The 14207-nt window shown below is 63.8% G+C and carries 14 protein-coding genes and 1 pseudogene; 11 read left to right on the top strand and 4 right to left on the bottom strand.

What is annotated here, in order from left to right:
- Positions 1 to 80: 80 nt before the first annotated feature.
- A pseudogene (locus B2747_RS02910) lies at positions 81 to 707 on the bottom strand (Fic family protein); the annotation flags it as partial.
- 370 nt (positions 708 to 1077) lie between these two features.
- On the opposite strand from B2747_RS02910, the gene B2747_RS02905 reads away from it, so the two are divergent.
- Both B2747_RS02905 and B2747_RS02900 read left to right on the top strand, forming a co-directional pair.
- Positions 1078 to 2211: a hypothetical protein gene (locus B2747_RS02905; RefSeq protein WP_291156677.1), complete on the top strand. Its 1134-nt coding sequence runs from the start codon at positions 1078 to 1080 to the stop codon at positions 2209 to 2211.
- Positions 2189 to 3010 (top strand): GSU2403 family nucleotidyltransferase fold protein, encoded by an 822-nt coding sequence (locus tag B2747_RS02900; RefSeq protein WP_291156675.1) that lies wholly within the window; start codon positions 2189 to 2191, stop codon positions 3008 to 3010. The genes B2747_RS02905 and B2747_RS02900 overlap by 23 nt, the downstream gene beginning before the upstream one ends.
- 77 nt (positions 3011 to 3087) lie before the next feature.
- Here B2747_RS02900 and B2747_RS02895 read toward each other — a convergent pair whose 3' ends face one another.
- Positions 3088 to 3417 carry a hypothetical protein gene (locus B2747_RS02895; protein WP_291156672.1) on the bottom strand — a complete coding sequence of 110 codons (330 nt, stop codon included), beginning with the start codon at positions 3415 to 3417 and terminating at the stop codon, positions 3088 to 3090.
- 66 nt (positions 3418 to 3483) lie between these two features.
- A complete protein-coding gene (locus B2747_RS02890; RefSeq protein WP_291156670.1) occupies positions 3484 to 4137 on the bottom strand; it encodes an MOSC domain-containing protein in 654 nt (217 codons plus the stop codon).
- A gap of 58 nt (positions 4138 to 4195) precedes the next feature.
- On the opposite strand from B2747_RS02890, the gene B2747_RS02885 reads away from it, so the two are divergent.
- On the top strand, positions 4196 to 4456 hold the full coding sequence (locus B2747_RS02885; RefSeq protein WP_291156668.1) for a VF530 family protein: 261 nt from the start codon (positions 4196 to 4198) through the stop codon (positions 4454 to 4456).
- Between the two features lie 9 nt (positions 4457 to 4465).
- On the opposite strand, the gene B2747_RS02880 is transcribed toward B2747_RS02885, so the two are convergent.
- Positions 4466 to 5404, bottom strand: a complete 939-nt coding sequence (locus B2747_RS02880) for a hypothetical protein (protein ID WP_291156666.1) — start codon at positions 5402 to 5404, stop codon at positions 4466 to 4468.
- Positions 5405 to 5525: 121 nt separating this feature from the next.
- On the opposite strand from B2747_RS02880, the gene B2747_RS02875 reads away from it, so the two are divergent.
- The 8 genes from B2747_RS02875 (at position 5526) to B2747_RS02840 (ending at position 14201) form a co-directional block, all read left to right on the top strand.
- Positions 5526 to 5768: a hypothetical protein gene (locus B2747_RS02875; protein WP_291156664.1), complete on the top strand. Its 243-nt coding sequence runs from the start codon at positions 5526 to 5528 to the stop codon at positions 5766 to 5768.
- Positions 5769 to 5797: 29 nt separating this feature from the next.
- Positions 5798 to 6226 (top strand): TA system VapC family ribonuclease toxin, encoded by a 429-nt coding sequence (locus B2747_RS02870; protein WP_291156663.1) that lies wholly within the window; start codon positions 5798 to 5800, stop codon positions 6224 to 6226.
- A 4-nt stretch (positions 6227 to 6230) separates the two neighbouring features.
- On the top strand, positions 6231 to 6770 hold the full coding sequence (locus tag B2747_RS02865; protein WP_291156661.1) for a GNAT family N-acetyltransferase: 540 nt from the start codon (positions 6231 to 6233) through the stop codon (positions 6768 to 6770).
- A 92-nt stretch (positions 6771 to 6862) separates the two neighbouring features.
- Positions 6863 to 7687, top strand: a complete 825-nt coding sequence (locus B2747_RS02860) for a DUF6544 family protein (protein ID WP_291156658.1) — start codon at positions 6863 to 6865, stop codon at positions 7685 to 7687.
- A 219-nt stretch (positions 7688 to 7906) separates the two neighbouring features.
- Positions 7907 to 10462: a DUF5916 domain-containing protein gene (locus B2747_RS02855; protein ID WP_291156656.1), complete on the top strand. Its 2556-nt coding sequence runs from the start codon at positions 7907 to 7909 to the stop codon at positions 10460 to 10462.
- Between the two features lie 105 nt (positions 10463 to 10567).
- A complete protein-coding gene (locus B2747_RS02850; RefSeq protein ID WP_291156654.1) occupies positions 10568 to 11542 on the top strand; it encodes a hypothetical protein in 975 nt (324 codons plus the stop codon).
- Between the two features lie 104 nt (positions 11543 to 11646).
- Positions 11647 to 12315 (top strand): DUF305 domain-containing protein, encoded by a 669-nt coding sequence (locus tag B2747_RS02845; protein ID WP_291156652.1) that lies wholly within the window; start codon positions 11647 to 11649, stop codon positions 12313 to 12315.
- A gap of 80 nt (positions 12316 to 12395) precedes the next feature.
- Positions 12396 to 14201, top strand: coding sequence for an LVIVD repeat-containing protein (locus B2747_RS02840; RefSeq protein WP_291156650.1), 1806 nt, complete (start codon positions 12396 to 12398; stop codon positions 14199 to 14201).
- Positions 14202 to 14207 lie beyond the last annotated feature (6 nt).

The following is a 14207-nucleotide window of genomic DNA, read 5'->3' as shown; positions in this document are numbered from 1 at the left end:
GATTTGTCCCATTGCTGCATTGGGGTGCGAAGTGATGCCTTCGCTGTATCTCGGGTAAATCGCTAGAATCGATAGCGTTACTAAACCGTTTGCTCCGCTAAGGTATCCGGATACGGCTCAAAATCATTCCCGCCCTCCGTCAGCAGCCGCATCAGCTTCTGGTGAATGAACAGCTTCTCCCGTGACACGGTGTGTTCGGTCAGCACACCAATGGATACCAGTTGCTTCAGGTACACCGATGCCGTCTGGCGCTTGGCAATGCCGCGCTCCGTGACGCTGCTGATACGGCAGTACGGCAGCTCGAAAATCCTGTCCACTAACTCGCGGCTGTAAAGTCGTGGCAGCGCGCGCTTCACATGTTCTGCCGTATTCTCCGATAGGGCGCGGAGTCCGGCGATCGTAGTAGTGGTGCACTGCGCGGCTTCGTCTACGCCGCGCAGCATGTACAGCAGCCAGGCTTCCCAGTCGCCGTGACTGGTGACCCCTTGCAGCAATCGATAGTACTCCGAGCGGTTGGTATTGATGTAGCGGCTGAGATAGAGAATGGGCAGCGTCAGCAGCTTCTGCTCGATCAGGAACAGCACGTTGAGCACGCGACCCGTGCGCCCGTTGCCATCCGTGAACGGATGTGTGGCTTCGAACTGGTAGTGAGCCATGCCCTCGCGATCCAAGGGGGCGAGGCCAGTGGGCCCATGCATGAAGCGTTTCCGAGCTCCCTCCCGCTCGAAGCAGTGGCGATGTACTTATGAGACTTGCCAAATGTGGGAATACCTGGCGACTGGTCTCAGCCCGGCTGCCGCGGCCCGCGCCTCGATGCACTGCCTGAGATCCGCCCCAGGCTATTTCCGGATCGTAGATCAGGTCGGCAAGCCTGCTCAGTGGCTGGTCGGGCTGCCATGCAGGAACAGACATGTTCACGTTTTAGCCTTTCATCGACATATGCAGAAAATGTGTCGATCCGATCGACGTTCCCGTGATTCGTGTCGAGGATTTCCGATTTTGTCGACATAGGTTCTGGGACAGGTGATGCAGTTCTACTAATTTAGAGTGTTCCGGTGAACTCGGAACTTGATAATTATGTGGATTCAGCATAATGTCAATAAAACGCCATATTCCGGCGGCAAGAGAACCATGGAATTTCAGGAAACTCCACAACGCGAACTCGATATCCTACGCGCCGCCGTCAGCAGACTGCGGGCTTTCTTACCGCGCGCATGGACCGTCGAAACGACCATGTCCGGCCAGGATAGAGAGACGGACGCGCTGCTCCGGCTTCGGGCGCCGGACGGAACTGAGCTGACGGCGCTCATGGGTGTAAAGCGCCTGGTGGCCACCCGCGATGTTTTCACCTTGCTGGAGCGCCTGCGTCGCGGCATCGGCGCCGAAGGCCAACCGCAGATCCCGGTTGTCGTCGCTCGCTACCTGTCACCCGCCACCCGCGACAAGATTGCTGAACTTGGCGCCGGGTATCTCGACGCCACAGGCAATCTGTATCTCTCCGCGGAAAGCCCCGCCTTGCTGATTCGCGGCCAGGGTGCGGAGAAGGACCCTTGGCGTGGCCCGGGACGCCCTCGTGGCACTCTCAAGGGCCCACCGGCCGCTCGAGTGGTCAGGGCTCTGATCGACTTTGCTCCCCCATACACCGTCCCAGAGCTGGCTGCGCGTGCCGGGGCCTCTATCGGAGCCACGTATCGCGTGGTCGAGTTGCTCGAAGAGCTCCAGCTTCTCAGTCGCGAAAATCGAGGACCGATCACCACCGTCGCGTGGAGAGCGGTCCTTGAGCGCTGGAGCCGCGACTACGAGTTCGGCACGTCCAACGTCGTTGCCCGATTTCTCGAACCACGAGGCCTTCCCGCTCTGATGGAACGTCTCCGCAATCGCGACGACACAGACTACGTCATCACGGGATCGCTGGCCGCACAGTCCGTTGCGCCATACGCCGCTTCGCGTCTCGCCGTGCTTTACGTGCAAGACATCGAGGCCGCCGCGGATGCGCTTGAACTGCGTGCAGCGACCACCGGCGCCAACGTGGTGCTCGCTGTGGGTGACTACGACGTGGTGTTTGAACGTGCACGCACGCTGAACGGACTCCAATACGCGGCACTGAGCCAGGTCGCCGTCGATCTCCTCAACGGTCCTGGTCGAAACCCCAGCGAAGCCCTCGCACTCCTCGATTGGATGGAACGCAATGAATCAAACTGGAGACGCTGAACTTCTGGTGGCGGCGCGCCGAGCACTGCTCGACGCGTTGCAGGCGCTGGAGCCACATCGCGATGCCTTGGTGCTTGTGGGAGCGCAGGCCATCTATCTGCACACCGGTCGCGCCCAGGTTGCGCTCGCCGAGTCAACCAAAGACTCCGATATCGCCATTCACACCGGTCGCCTTCAGGATGACCCGTTGTTGGAAGAGGCGATGCGCGGAGCAGGTTTCAGCCACCACCCCACGTCACGTCAACCGGGAAGCTGGCTATCACCAGCTGGCATCCCGGTTGACCTGATGGTGCCGGAGCGACTTGCAGGGAAAGGGAGCCGCCGCAGCGGTCGTATACCTCCGCACAACGACCACGCGACTCGCCGCACCAAAGGCCTTGAAGCCGCTGTCGTGGATTGCTCACCCATGTGGATTGCTGCGCTTGAGGCGTCGGATGATCGATCCTTCGAGCTCAACGTGGCCGGACCAGCGGCGTTGTTGGTTGCCAAGCTCCACAAGATCAGTGAACGGCGAAGCGCCCCCGGACGCCTGATCGACAAGGACGCGCACGACATCTACCGCCTGCTGGTCGCCACCAATAGTCAGGCCATGGCTGACAGTCTGCGTGCTCTCAAGACCAACGAACTGAGTGGTGAGGTGACCAACGAGGCAATCACGTATCTCACTGAGCTCTTTGCCTCCGGGCCAAACGCCGTCGGTTCAATCATGGCAGGTCGAGCGGAAACGCTGGTCGGAGATCCGGAGCAGGTGAGCGCCTCTGTTTCACTTCTTGCTCAGGACGTGATCACGCTCGTCTGAGTTGCCCAGCAGACAAGGCCGCGTTTCAGCGAAACGGCCGCGGCTCAAATGCGCACTCGGCCGACTAGGTGCGATTCCTACGCCCCAAGAAAATTCTCCTCAGGCGGGGCCAGACGTCGCTCCAGCAATGACTCCCACACGGCATCCAGGGCCTCGAGGGCTGCGGTATCCACGGCCGCCGCGTCGAGCCGATTGCTGAGGCGACGCCGGTTGCGCTGGTAACTCTGCGCGTAGCGTCGCCGTGCCTGGTCAGGTGGCAGCTGCTTCGCATACCAGCCGGCCACCACGGCGAGGGTCGCCTCATTCCATGCGCTCGACGGCAGTGAGCCGTCCTCATACTGCAGCACCAGTTCCCATTCCCAGGAGCGGTGTTCGGCGGTGAAGGTCAGCGGGGTTTCGTCGCTCATGGCGCACTCCGGCAGGTCAGGGATGCCCGAAGATACGACGCGGACCAAGCGCGCGGCGGGCGTCCTTCACCCGCGGTCCGCAACCCACCCCAGGAACCGCGCACGCATCCGGCTCTCGATGGGCGCGCCAATCGCCGCCATGAGCCCCGCCTTGTCCCGCGGCGTCTCGTGCCACAGCCGGAACAACGCATCGATGCTCGGCCACTCGGCGCTGCCGCGTGTCACCGTCCCGGTCATGCCGGCCTCCAGCACACCCGTCCGCAGCACGCGCACGTAGGCGCCCGGTCGCACGGCCCGCGCGAAGCGCCGTACGAACTGCGGGTCGCCCATGCGCGTGGCCAGCGTGTTGCACGGAATGCGCGGCGCCGTGAGCTCCAGCAGCACCTCGCCGAACTGCACGCGGTCGCCCACACGCGGCGCGGGCCACCAGGCGTCGAGCGTGAGGTTCTCGCCAAACAGCCCTGGGCCGCATTCCCGCCCCAGCTCCGTGGTCCACCACGCGTAGTCGGAAGCGCTGTACAGATAGAGCGCCTGATCCGGGCCGCCATGATGTGTGCGGTTGCCGATCGCGTCGCCAACGAGACCCTCGGCATCGCAGAGCACGGGCCCCTGCACGGAGTGCTTGCGAATGCCACTCTTGAGCGGCCGCTCGGCTGTCAGGCGCTCGAAGGCGCCCACATTCAGGGAACGCAGCTGGACAGTTGGCGGTGAGCCGATCATGGCAAGGCAACCATGGCAAACGGTGGATTGAAGAAAGCCGCGCTGGCATACTTCACACATGACCGAATCCACGCGCAAGCCCGACCCGCTGCACGGCGTCACGCTCAAGGCCATGGTGGAGCACCTGGTGGAGCGCTACGGCTGGCCGGGACTTGGTGAGCGCATCACCATCCGCTGCTTCACACACGATCCCAGCGTCAACTCCTCGCTCAAGTTCCTGCGCAAAACACCCTGGGCTCGTGAGAAGGTGGAGTCGCTGTATCTGCACTCGGTGGCGCACCCGCGGAAGAGCAAGACATCACAGGAAGCCGCGCCCTAGGGGCAGACGTCAGCGACGCCTCGCACGACGAATGCTCGATGCCGGCGCCTGCTCTTCGAGCCACGAAAAAGCCCCGCACTCGAACCACGTCGGTAGCGCAGTCAGCACGTACGATACCGCCTCGCTTTCGTCACCAATCCCGACCGTCATGGGTGGCTCCATCGGCAACTCCGTGCGCCCAAGCAGCATGGGGACCACGTGCTTGTTGGATGCCTCCGCGGTGCGCAGCAACTTCCTGGCTGTGGCGTCGTCGCCATGCGTCCGGAATCGATGCAGGGCCGCGCTGAAGCTCCAGGCGGCACTGCGTTCGTCCGCGTACGCGGCATGCAGCGCGTCAATCTCGGCAACGGAGCCGGCGCGCATGAGCCACTCCATCAGCACGTAGCGCATGCCCTGATTGTCGCCGGGATTGAGCGCAAGCATCGCGTGGGCTTCCTCGATGGCTGGCCGGCGATCCCCCATGTTCCAGAGCGTGTTGGACAAGAGAAAACGGGCATTCATGTAAGGGCGACCAATGGGATGGTACCACACGGGCGGACGGTCGTCGTCCGCGCCCTCTGCCAGCACCCGCTGCGCCGCTGCGATGGCGTTTCGGCAATGTTGCACGGTGTCCGACGGTGCCTCCGACAACTCGGCCAGTGCGAGATGGGCCATGACACAATCCGGATCCAACGCCAGGGCCTCCGCCAGACGCTTCTGCGCCTTGGCAATGGAGCGTTCCTCCTGCGCCGCCATCACCAGATCTTCGGCCCGCTCTCGGTTGGTCGTGCCCTTCACACGCGGTAGCGGTTTGCTCATCACCTCGCGCTGCAGGAACGCGTTGACCTCTTCAATGCTGTCGAACTGCTGCTGGCCAAGCAGCCGCTGCAGATCGCGCACCTTGGCGTCGCGATCGCTGGGGTCGAACAGCGGTTCGGGCGGCTGAGTAGGAGGGCGGCGTTTGGGCATGTGTGGGTGCGGGAAGCGTTTGGGTGTCGTACATATGACCATAACCCCAGTCGCGCACCTAAGTCGGATCGCCAACGACCAGGAGTTGCCATGGTGCATCAGATGCATTATCATCTGATGCATGCGCACCACCCTCGACATCGACGACGACGTGCTCGAAGCCGCCAAGGAGCGGGCGCGCCGGGAAAAAAAGACCGCCGGTCAGGTGGTCTCGGAGTTGTTGCGCCGCGCACTGACCACGGCCGAGTCGTCGAGTGTGGTACGTGAGCCCTCGGCCGTCTATGGCTTTCGTCCGTTTCCCGCTGGTGATGCGGTGGTGACCAACGCACTCATCGATGAGTTGCGTAGGGACGACGCATACTGAGCGGCCTGCAGCCACAACTTCCTGTTGCCATGCGCGCGCTACTTGACGTGAACGTGCTGATAGCGCTGCTCGATGCGGCACATGTCTCCCATCACGTAGCAATGGAGTGGTTCGCAACGCACGGTGATCTGGGTTGGGCATCGTGTCCAATCACACAGAACGGCTGCCTGCGTATCATGTCCTCGCCAGCCTACCCGAATGCGCGACCCTTTCCGGTGGTGGCGGAACGGCTGGCGGAAGCTACCAGACACGCGGCGCACCAGTTTTGGACCGATGACGTTTCCGTACTCGATTCGCTTTACATCAACACGAGTGCGGTGCTGAATGGGCGACATCTCACGGATCTGTATCTGCTCGCACTTGCGGTCAGACACCATGGGCGCTTGGTGACCTTCGATCGCTCTATACCTGCTGCGGCCGTTTTTGGCGCTGAGCCTCGACATCTCATCGTGCTTTGACCGTATGTCCCCCGACTGGAAACCCAGCCTGAGCGGCGCGCTCGTCACCGCCCGCCCGTTCACGCCGGCCGATGCCGACGCGCTCTACGCCGTGGCCAGCGACCCGCGCATCTGGGAACAGCACCCTGAGCCCACACGCTGGCAGCGCGACGTCTTTCAGCGCTTCCTTGATTCCGGTCTCGCACTGGCGGGAACCACGAACGGCGGCATGCTCGTGGTGCACGACGCCACAACGGGCGCGCTTATTGGCAGCTCCCGTTGGTACGAGTGGAACGCCACCGCGCGCGAAGTGGCCATCGGCTACACCTTTCTCGCCTGCAGTCACTGGGGCGGGCGCTGGAACGGCGAGCTCAAGCGGCTCATGCTGGCGCACAGTTTCCAGTGGGCCGAACGGGTCTGGTTTCACGTCGGCGTGGACAACACGCGCTCACAACGGGCGCTCGAACGCATCGGCGCGCAGTTCCACTCGCGCGCCGCCTCGCCGGCTGATCCCGCACGCGAGGCCGTGTATTTCACCGTCGACCGGTCAGGTTTCGCCCGATAGGCAGACCAGCAAGGTGGTGGCAGGCTGAGAGGTAGGCCGCGCTCAACTGGCGCGGCGGTTGTCGTGACAGCCCACCTGCCAAGGGGTCGCTCATGTGCTCGTTTACCGACCAGCGTTTTGATGCCGCGCTCGACCGCGCGGTGGCCGCTCAATTGTCGAGCAATGACAGCAGCGGCTCGGCAGACCTCGTGACCGAGGCGGACCTTGTGGCACTGCCCACACCCGTGGCCACCTATCTGCGGCGCTGCGGCGTGGTAGGAAAGCCCCGAGTACACAACGCGGTCATTGACATGCATGCCACGCTGTATCGCGCCCCCGATCAGCCGCCCATGGAAACGCCCGTGCTGCAGGTGAGCTTCGTGCACCCGCCCACGCGGCTCTTTCTGTTGCACACGCACATGTTCGGGCTGCCCGTGCACGGAGTGCATGCCTACAACAGCACCGACGCCAGCATGGACATTCGCCTGCTGGGTTTGCTGCCGGTGGTTCGCGAGTCAGGTCAAGCGCTGCACCGCGCGGAGTCCGTCACGGTGCTCAACGACTGGTGCATCATGATGCCAGCCGCCCTGCTCGATTCGCGTCTCACCTGGAAGGAACAAAGCGAACGACAGGTGGACGTGGCGTTCCGGAGCGGTGGGGACACGGTGCATGCTTCACTCGAATTTGACGTCCACGGCGATCTGGTGAACTTCAGCTCCGATGACCGCCACTTTCTGGACGCGGACGGATTCCGCTGGACCACCCCGCTGCGCTTCTACCGCGACTTTGGCGGCGTGCGACTGGCCAGTCAGGGTGATGCCATCTGGCACTACCGCGACCGTGAGCCCTTTACCTACGGCACCTTCACGTTGCGGCGCGTGCGCTACAACGTGCCGGCCGACGAGCTGCCACACGCGGATCAACTGCGGCGTGTGTGAATGACACAGTGAGGATACCGGCACTGCCGACGTTCTGAGCTGCATCGCGGCTCATCACCGTCTGGTGGTACCAGGCGCACGAAGAAGGGCCGAGTGACGTGACGAGACGAAGGATGTATACCTTTTGCGCTCTTCGCGAAACTCGATCCAACCCTTTTGCGTGGTTGAGGCGTCCAACGGTCGGATTGCAACACTCCCCGTGCCCCCAACCCGCTCGCCATGCGGTTCGTCGCCTTGCTCCTGCAGATCGCGTCCGCGAATACTGCGCCTGCCACACCGCCTGTTGACGCCGCCGGCGCCATGCCCATCCCGATCATGGTGGGCCTTACGCCCCGTGATCCCGACAAGGCCATTCGCGCGCCACGCATTGATGGTCGCGCTGACGACGACACCTGGCTGTCGGCCACACCCATTACGGCGTTCCGTCAGTGGGAGCCAACGGAAGACGGTGATCCGTCGTTCCGCACCGAGGCGCGCATTGCCTATGACACGCGCAATCTCTACGTGCTCGTGCGCGCCTACGATCCGCATCCCGACAGCCTGCTGTCCGTGTTGCAGCGGCGCGACGGCATGGCGCTGTCCGATGATGTGATCATCGGCATTGACTCGTACAACGACAAGCGAACCGGCTACATGTTCCGTCTCACGCCGGCCGGTACCATGTCCGACGGCTACATGTTCAACGACGGCAACGAGGACTGGGGCTGGAACGCCGTGTGGGAAGGCGCGGCGCAGATCGACTCGCTCGGCTGGACCGCAGAGTACCGCATTCCACTCAGTCAGCTGCGCTACGTCCCGCAGGGCGACAACACGTTCGGTCTGCTGGTCATGCGGCGTATCGCCCGACGTGGGGAGCGCATTTCGTGGCCGCTCTTCCGTCGCTCCAAGACCGGCATGGTGAGTCAGTGGGCCTCGGTGCCTGGCTTCTCCAACCTGCCCGCGCCGCGCCGCATGGAACTCATGCCCTATAGCGTGGCCAAGTACGGCGCGAGCCCGTTGGGCAATGGCACGCCGCGCAATGCCGCGGCCACGCAGGTCGGCGCAGACATCAAGGTGGGGCTCACATCCAACATCACGCTCGACGCGGCGGTGAATCCCGACTTCGGTCAGGTGGAAGCCGACCCGGGTGTGCTCAACCTCTCGGCCTTCGAGCAGTTCTTCGCCGAGCGTCGCCCCTTCTTTCTGGAAGGTGTGGGCATCTTCCGCTACGACATCGACTGCAACGACGGCCAGTGCACGGGCCTCTTCTATTCACGACGCATCGGGCGCTCACCACAGCTGCGCGGAAACTTCGGTGACGCAGCGTCACCACTGCAGTCGCGCATCATTGGCGCCGCCAAGGTCACCGGTCGACTGGGCAACGGCCTGTCGGTGGGTTTCATCGATGCCATCACGCAGCGCGAACAGGGCACACAGCTCCGCACCATCGAGCCGCAGACCAACTATGCCGTGCTGCGTTTGCAGCAGGATTTGCGCGGTGGTAACAGCGGCATCGGGCTCATGGTCACCAACACCGCGCGCCAAACCGATCAGTGGACGCAGGACATTCTGCGCGGCACTGCGTGGAGCGGCGGTCTCGATGGCCGGCACCGCTTCGGCAACAACCGCTGGCAGGTGTCCGGACAGATGGCCGGCTCGCATGTGACCGGCACCGCCAAGTCCATCGCGCTCACACAGCGCTCGAACGTGCATCTCTATCAGCGCCCGGACGCTGACCATCTCACCTACGACAGCACACGCACCAGTCTCTCGGGCATGATGGTGCAGGGGGCGCTCGAGAAGCAGGGCGGCGGCATCACGCGGCTGCATACGAGTGTGTGGTACATGACGCCAGGTTTCGAGATCAACGACCTCGGCTTCCGCACGCGCAGTGACGAGATGGGCCAGTCGCTGTGGTTTGCCCTGCGTCCGGTTACGCCGGTAGCCATGTTCCGTCGCGCCCAGGCCAACTTCAATGCCTGGCAGTTCCGCAACACCTCGGGCCTCCTGTTGGGCAATGGCGGCAACGTGAACGGCTGGGGCGAACTCAAGAACTTCTGGAACGTCAACGGTGGCATCGGCTTCAATGACCTCGTGCCGGCCTATTCCGACCGTGACTCCCGCGGCGGGCCGGAAATCTTCCGCCCCGCGCGTCTCAACAGCTGGTTCAACCTCAACGGTGATGGGCGCAAGAGCGTGGCACCCAACATCGGCGGCAGCGTGGGACGCCGACTCGATGGGCTGGGCAGCAGCTGGAACATCCATACCGGCGCCAATGTGCGCTTCGGCACCCAGTTCAACGGCAGTATCAACCTGAACTACACGCGCAACATCGACGATCAACAGTGGAACGGCAACTTCGTCGACAACGGCGTCACGTCGTACACCTTTGCTCGCCTGTACCAGCGCACCGGCTCGGTCACGGCACGCATCAATTACACGCTCACGCCAACGCTGAGCGTCGAGAGCTACGTGCAACCCTTCGTGAGCACCGGCTACTACACCGACTGGCGGGCGTTGGCTGATGGTCGTTCGTCCGATCGCGACGAGCGCTTCCGGCCTTACACGGCGCGTGGCAACCCGCAGGGTTTCCGCTTCGGGCAGTTGCGCACCAACAACGTCGTGCGCTGGGAGTATCGTCCCGGCTCGGTGCTGTTCTTCGTCTGGACGCAGGGCCGGGACGCGAGCGATGCCAACCCCGATCAGTTCGGCGTCACCCAGGGTTACTCGCGCATCTTCGAACGCCGGCCCGACAACGTCTTCCTGGTCAAGGCCAGCTACTGGCTCGGTCGCTGACGCGCCAATCGGTTCCACGTATTGCCAGATCAAAGCGCATGAGGCGAGAATAGCCTCATGCGCTTTGGCTTTGGAGCTTTCGTATACCATGTGTGGGCTGCAAGCATGTCCACCTTCTGCGCGCTGCACGCAGCAGAGGCGCAGGGGCCAGCCGTTGATGAACGCATTCGGGTGCTGACGCCCGACAGTGGAGTCACAGCCACTGTGGTGATGCCTACGGGGCGTGGGATGAGCGACACCATTGGCCTGGTGTTCTATGCCCTGCCCAACGGCAACAGCACGGCCGAGACCATGGGCCGTGCGATGGTCGACTCCACGATCTGGCGCTTCGACATTCAGCACATCGCCGCACAAACGCGCGCCGCCCGTGCGCGCGGACTGTCCAATCTGGTGGTGGTCTATCTCGAAGCGGCCGGCAAGAGCTGGCCGGCGTGGCGACAAAACCGCGGGTACACCGACGCCAACCGGCGCATTCGCCTACTGCTGCAAGCGCTGCGCGACTCGGTCGCTGCAGAGGTGACGGCGCAGTACGGCCACTCGCCCCACCTGCGCGTGACGCTGAGTGGGCATAGCGGCGGCGGGTCACTGATGTTCGGGCTCATCGAATCGCAGGACACCTTGCCGGCATGGCTTGATCGTCTGGCTTTTCTCGATGCCAACTACAACTTCGAAGCGCGGCATGGGCCCACTTTGGATGCCTGGCTGGCCGCGCACACCGCACGCCGACTGTACGTAGTCGCCTATGACGACCGCGAGATTCGCTTGGACGGTCGCAAGGTGGTCTCGGACTCCGGCGGCACCTGGCGCGCCACGGAGCGCATGCGGACCTGGTGGGGTCGGACAGCCTCAGCGCGCGTGCTGCGCCACGACTCGTCCGGCGCGTTCCACCGTTGGCGCGACCTCGCGAGCCAGGTTGAACTGCTTGCACATCCCAATCCGGACAACCGTATCCTGCATACGGAGCTGGTGGGGGAAATGAACGGATTCCTGTATGTGCTGCTGGCCGGTCGGGTGACTGGGTCCAACGCCCTGCCTGTCCCAGCGCCCCCGCGCCAATACACATCATTCATACGGGACTGATCGGTCCGTCCACACTTCCGGCGCTGGTGCGTTATTCTGAGAGGATGGCTGCGCCCGCGCCGGGCAGCCTGTCGTACCTCCCACCTCCATTCTGATCGACGGAAATGGTCGTTCGACCCAACACGCGGCGTCTTGGCCTCGTGCTCTGTGCCGCCATGCAACTCGCGGCCTGCAGCAGCAACCCTGCGCCTTCCCCCGCTGCCGCCCCAGTAGCCCCTGTCGCCGACGCGCACGCCGGTCACGCGCCGGCGGCCGCGCATGACCACGGCGCCGGCCTGCCACCGGTCACACTGCCGAGCGGCTCGCTCATCACCGAAGCCGACGTGCGCTTCATGCAGGGCATGATTGCGCATCACGCACAGGCGGTGGCCATGACGCGCCTGGCCGGCGCGGCCGGTGCCAATCCACGCGTGCTCAAGCTCGCCCAGAAGATCGATCTCTCGCAGGCCGGCGAGATCGTGCTCATGCAGGACTGGCTGCGGCACTACAAGCAGTTTGTGCCCGATACGTCCTCGTGGCGCAGCATGACCATGCACGGCATGCTCACGGCCGAAGAAATGGATCGCCTGGCCGCCGCCAAGGGCGGCGAGTTCGATCGCCTCTTCCTCACCTACATGATCCGCCACCACGAAGGTGCGTTGACGATGGTGCGGGATCTCTTTGCGGCCCCGCGCGCCGGTCAGGAAGTGGACATCTCGGTGTTTGCCAACGACGTGGAGTCCACGCAGTCGGCCGAAATCGGTCTCATGCGCGTGATGCTGTTGGACCTGTAGTCTGCACCCTGCTTCGCCGTGCTTCGGCATGGTGCTGCCCGTACGTTCCCGCCTCAATTCCCCACCAGGAGTTTCACACGATGCCTGCTGTCCGTTCGCTCAGGACGTCACTCGTCCTGCTTGCTCTGGCTGCGTCCACACCATCACTGGTGTCGGCCCAGACGTATCCCTCGGGCCCCGATCCGCGCAACGGGCTCAAGCACGGCCTGCATGACGCGGGCGAAGCCATCAAGGGCATGCGTCTGGTGTCCACCACCAGGAAGGCGGCCGAGTTCGATACGCTGCAGGGTCTGACCTTTGTGAACTCGGACCTCGCCTTCAAGGGCAACCTGGTCTATCAGGGCAACTTCGCCGGCTTCTCCATCTGGGACGTGAGCAACCCGGCCAAGCCGAGCATGGTGTCCGTGGTGCCCTGCATCACCTCGCAGGGTGACCCCAGCATCTACGGCAACCTGCTGTTCGTGTCGGCAGAGGGCGCGGGCAATCGCAATGACTGCGCCAAGGGCGGTGTGGCCGACCCCAAGGATCACATGGCCGGCGTGCGCATCTACGATGTGTCCAACCCGCGCGCGCCGAAGCTCATCAAGAACGTGCAGACCTGCAAAGGCTCGCACACGCACACGCTGATTCCCGACCCGAAGAACAAGAACGTCGTGTACATCTACGTGTCGGGTCAGCAGGGCGCGCGTCCTGCCACCGAGATGGCGGAGTGCAAGAACGGCGCCGATCCGGCTGACGAAAGCAACTCGCTTTACCGTCTCGACGTCATCAAGGTCGACGTCACCCGTCCGCAGGACGCCGCCGTAGTGACCGGTGCGCGCATCTTCACCGGCCTCACGCCGGCACCGGTGCGTGGTGGTGGCCGTCGCTCGCCGCGTGCGCTCACGGGTGCCGATAGCGCCATGATGGCGCAGATGGCGGCCGCGGGACCGCGCAACTGCCACGACGTGACGTCGTATCCGGAGATGGGCCTGCTGGCCGGCTCCTGCGGCAGCCACGGTTTGCTGGTGGACGTGTCCAACCCCGAGAAGCCCGTGCGTCTCGACGCCGTCGCCGACACCAACTTCTCGCTCTGGCACACGGCCGTGTTCAGCAACGATGGCAAGAAGGTCGTCTTCACCGACGAGTGGGGCGGCGGCACTTCGCCCAACTGTCAGGCCATGCATCCGCTCGAAATGGGCGGCAATACCACGCTGGTCATTGGTGAAGATCGCAAGTACAAGCAGCACGCCTACTTCAAGATCGGCACCGCGCAGAGCGCCCAGGAAAACTGTGTCTCGCACAATGGTGGGCTCATCCCCGTGCCCGGTCGTGACCTCATGGTGCAAGGCTGGTATCAGGGTGGCGTGAACCTCATCGACTTCACCGATCCCGACAAGCCGTACGAGGTGGGCTTCTTCGATCGCGGACCGGTGGATGCGCCGGCTGCCGAGGCCAACACGCGCGCACGTGGCACCATTGCCGGCTCATGGGGCGCGTACTGGTACAACGGCTACATCTACTCGTCGGAAATGGCGCGCGGTCTCGACATCCTCGAACTCGTGCCCAACGAACACCTCTCGGCCAACGAAATCGCCGCCGCCAAGCTGGTGCGCATGGCCGAGTACAATCCGCAGGCGCAGCCCAAGCTCGTGTGGCCGGCTGCCTTCCCGGTGGTGCGTTCGTACCTCGACCAGTTGGTGCGTGGCAACGGTCTCGCGAGCGCGCGAACCACGGCCATTGCCTCGGCGCTCGATGCTGCCGAAAAGCAGTCCGGCGCGGCGCGCAAGTCGGCGCTGACCTCGCTTGCCGCCGCGGTGGCAGGTGATGTGGCGGGTGCCAGCGACAAGGCGCGTGTGACCGCCATGGCCGCGGCCATTCGCGATCTCGCGAACGCGACGCGGTAACGCGAC

The sequence above is a fragment of the Gemmatimonas sp. UBA7669 genome, from assembly GCF_002483225.1.
Classification (GTDB): Bacteria; Gemmatimonadota; Gemmatimonadetes; order Gemmatimonadales; family Gemmatimonadaceae; genus Gemmatimonas.
Note: the sequence above shows the minus strand (reverse complement) of the source record. Positions and strands in the feature narration are given on the sequence as shown.

Bases quoted from the DNA above. Each gene is read 5' to 3' on its own strand.
- B2747_RS02905 (WP_291156677.1), top strand. From the start codon at position 1,078: ATGTGGATTCAGCATAATGTCAATAAAACGCCATATTCCGGCGGCAAG.
- B2747_RS02900 (WP_291156675.1), top strand. From the start codon at position 2,189: ATGAATCAAACTGGAGACGCTGAACTTCTGGTGGCGGCGCGCCGAGCA.
- B2747_RS02895 (WP_291156672.1), bottom strand. From the start codon at position 3,417: ATGAGCGACGAAACCCCGCTGACCTTCACCGCCGAACACCGCTCCTGG.
- B2747_RS02890 (WP_291156670.1), bottom strand. From the start codon at position 4,137: ATGATCGGCTCACCGCCAACTGTCCAGCTGCGTTCCCTGAATGTGGGC.
- B2747_RS02885 (WP_291156668.1), top strand. From the start codon at position 4,196: ATGACCGAATCCACGCGCAAGCCCGACCCGCTGCACGGCGTCACGCTC.
- B2747_RS02880 (WP_291156666.1), bottom strand. From the start codon at position 5,404: ATGCCCAAACGCCGCCCTCCTACTCAGCCGCCCGAACCGCTGTTCGAC.
- B2747_RS02875 (WP_291156664.1), top strand. From the start codon at position 5,526: ATGCGCACCACCCTCGACATCGACGACGACGTGCTCGAAGCCGCCAAG.
- B2747_RS02870 (WP_291156663.1), top strand. From the start codon at position 5,798: ATGCGCGCGCTACTTGACGTGAACGTGCTGATAGCGCTGCTCGATGCG.
- B2747_RS02865 (WP_291156661.1), top strand. From the start codon at position 6,231: ATGTCCCCCGACTGGAAACCCAGCCTGAGCGGCGCGCTCGTCACCGCC.
- B2747_RS02860 (WP_291156658.1), top strand. From the start codon at position 6,863: ATGTGCTCGTTTACCGACCAGCGTTTTGATGCCGCGCTCGACCGCGCG.
- B2747_RS02855 (WP_291156656.1), top strand. From the start codon at position 7,907: ATGCGGTTCGTCGCCTTGCTCCTGCAGATCGCGTCCGCGAATACTGCG.
- B2747_RS02850 (WP_291156654.1), top strand. From the start codon at position 10,568: ATGTCCACCTTCTGCGCGCTGCACGCAGCAGAGGCGCAGGGGCCAGCC.
- B2747_RS02845 (WP_291156652.1), top strand. From the start codon at position 11,647: ATGGTCGTTCGACCCAACACGCGGCGTCTTGGCCTCGTGCTCTGTGCC.
- B2747_RS02840 (WP_291156650.1), top strand. From the start codon at position 12,396: ATGCCTGCTGTCCGTTCGCTCAGGACGTCACTCGTCCTGCTTGCTCTG.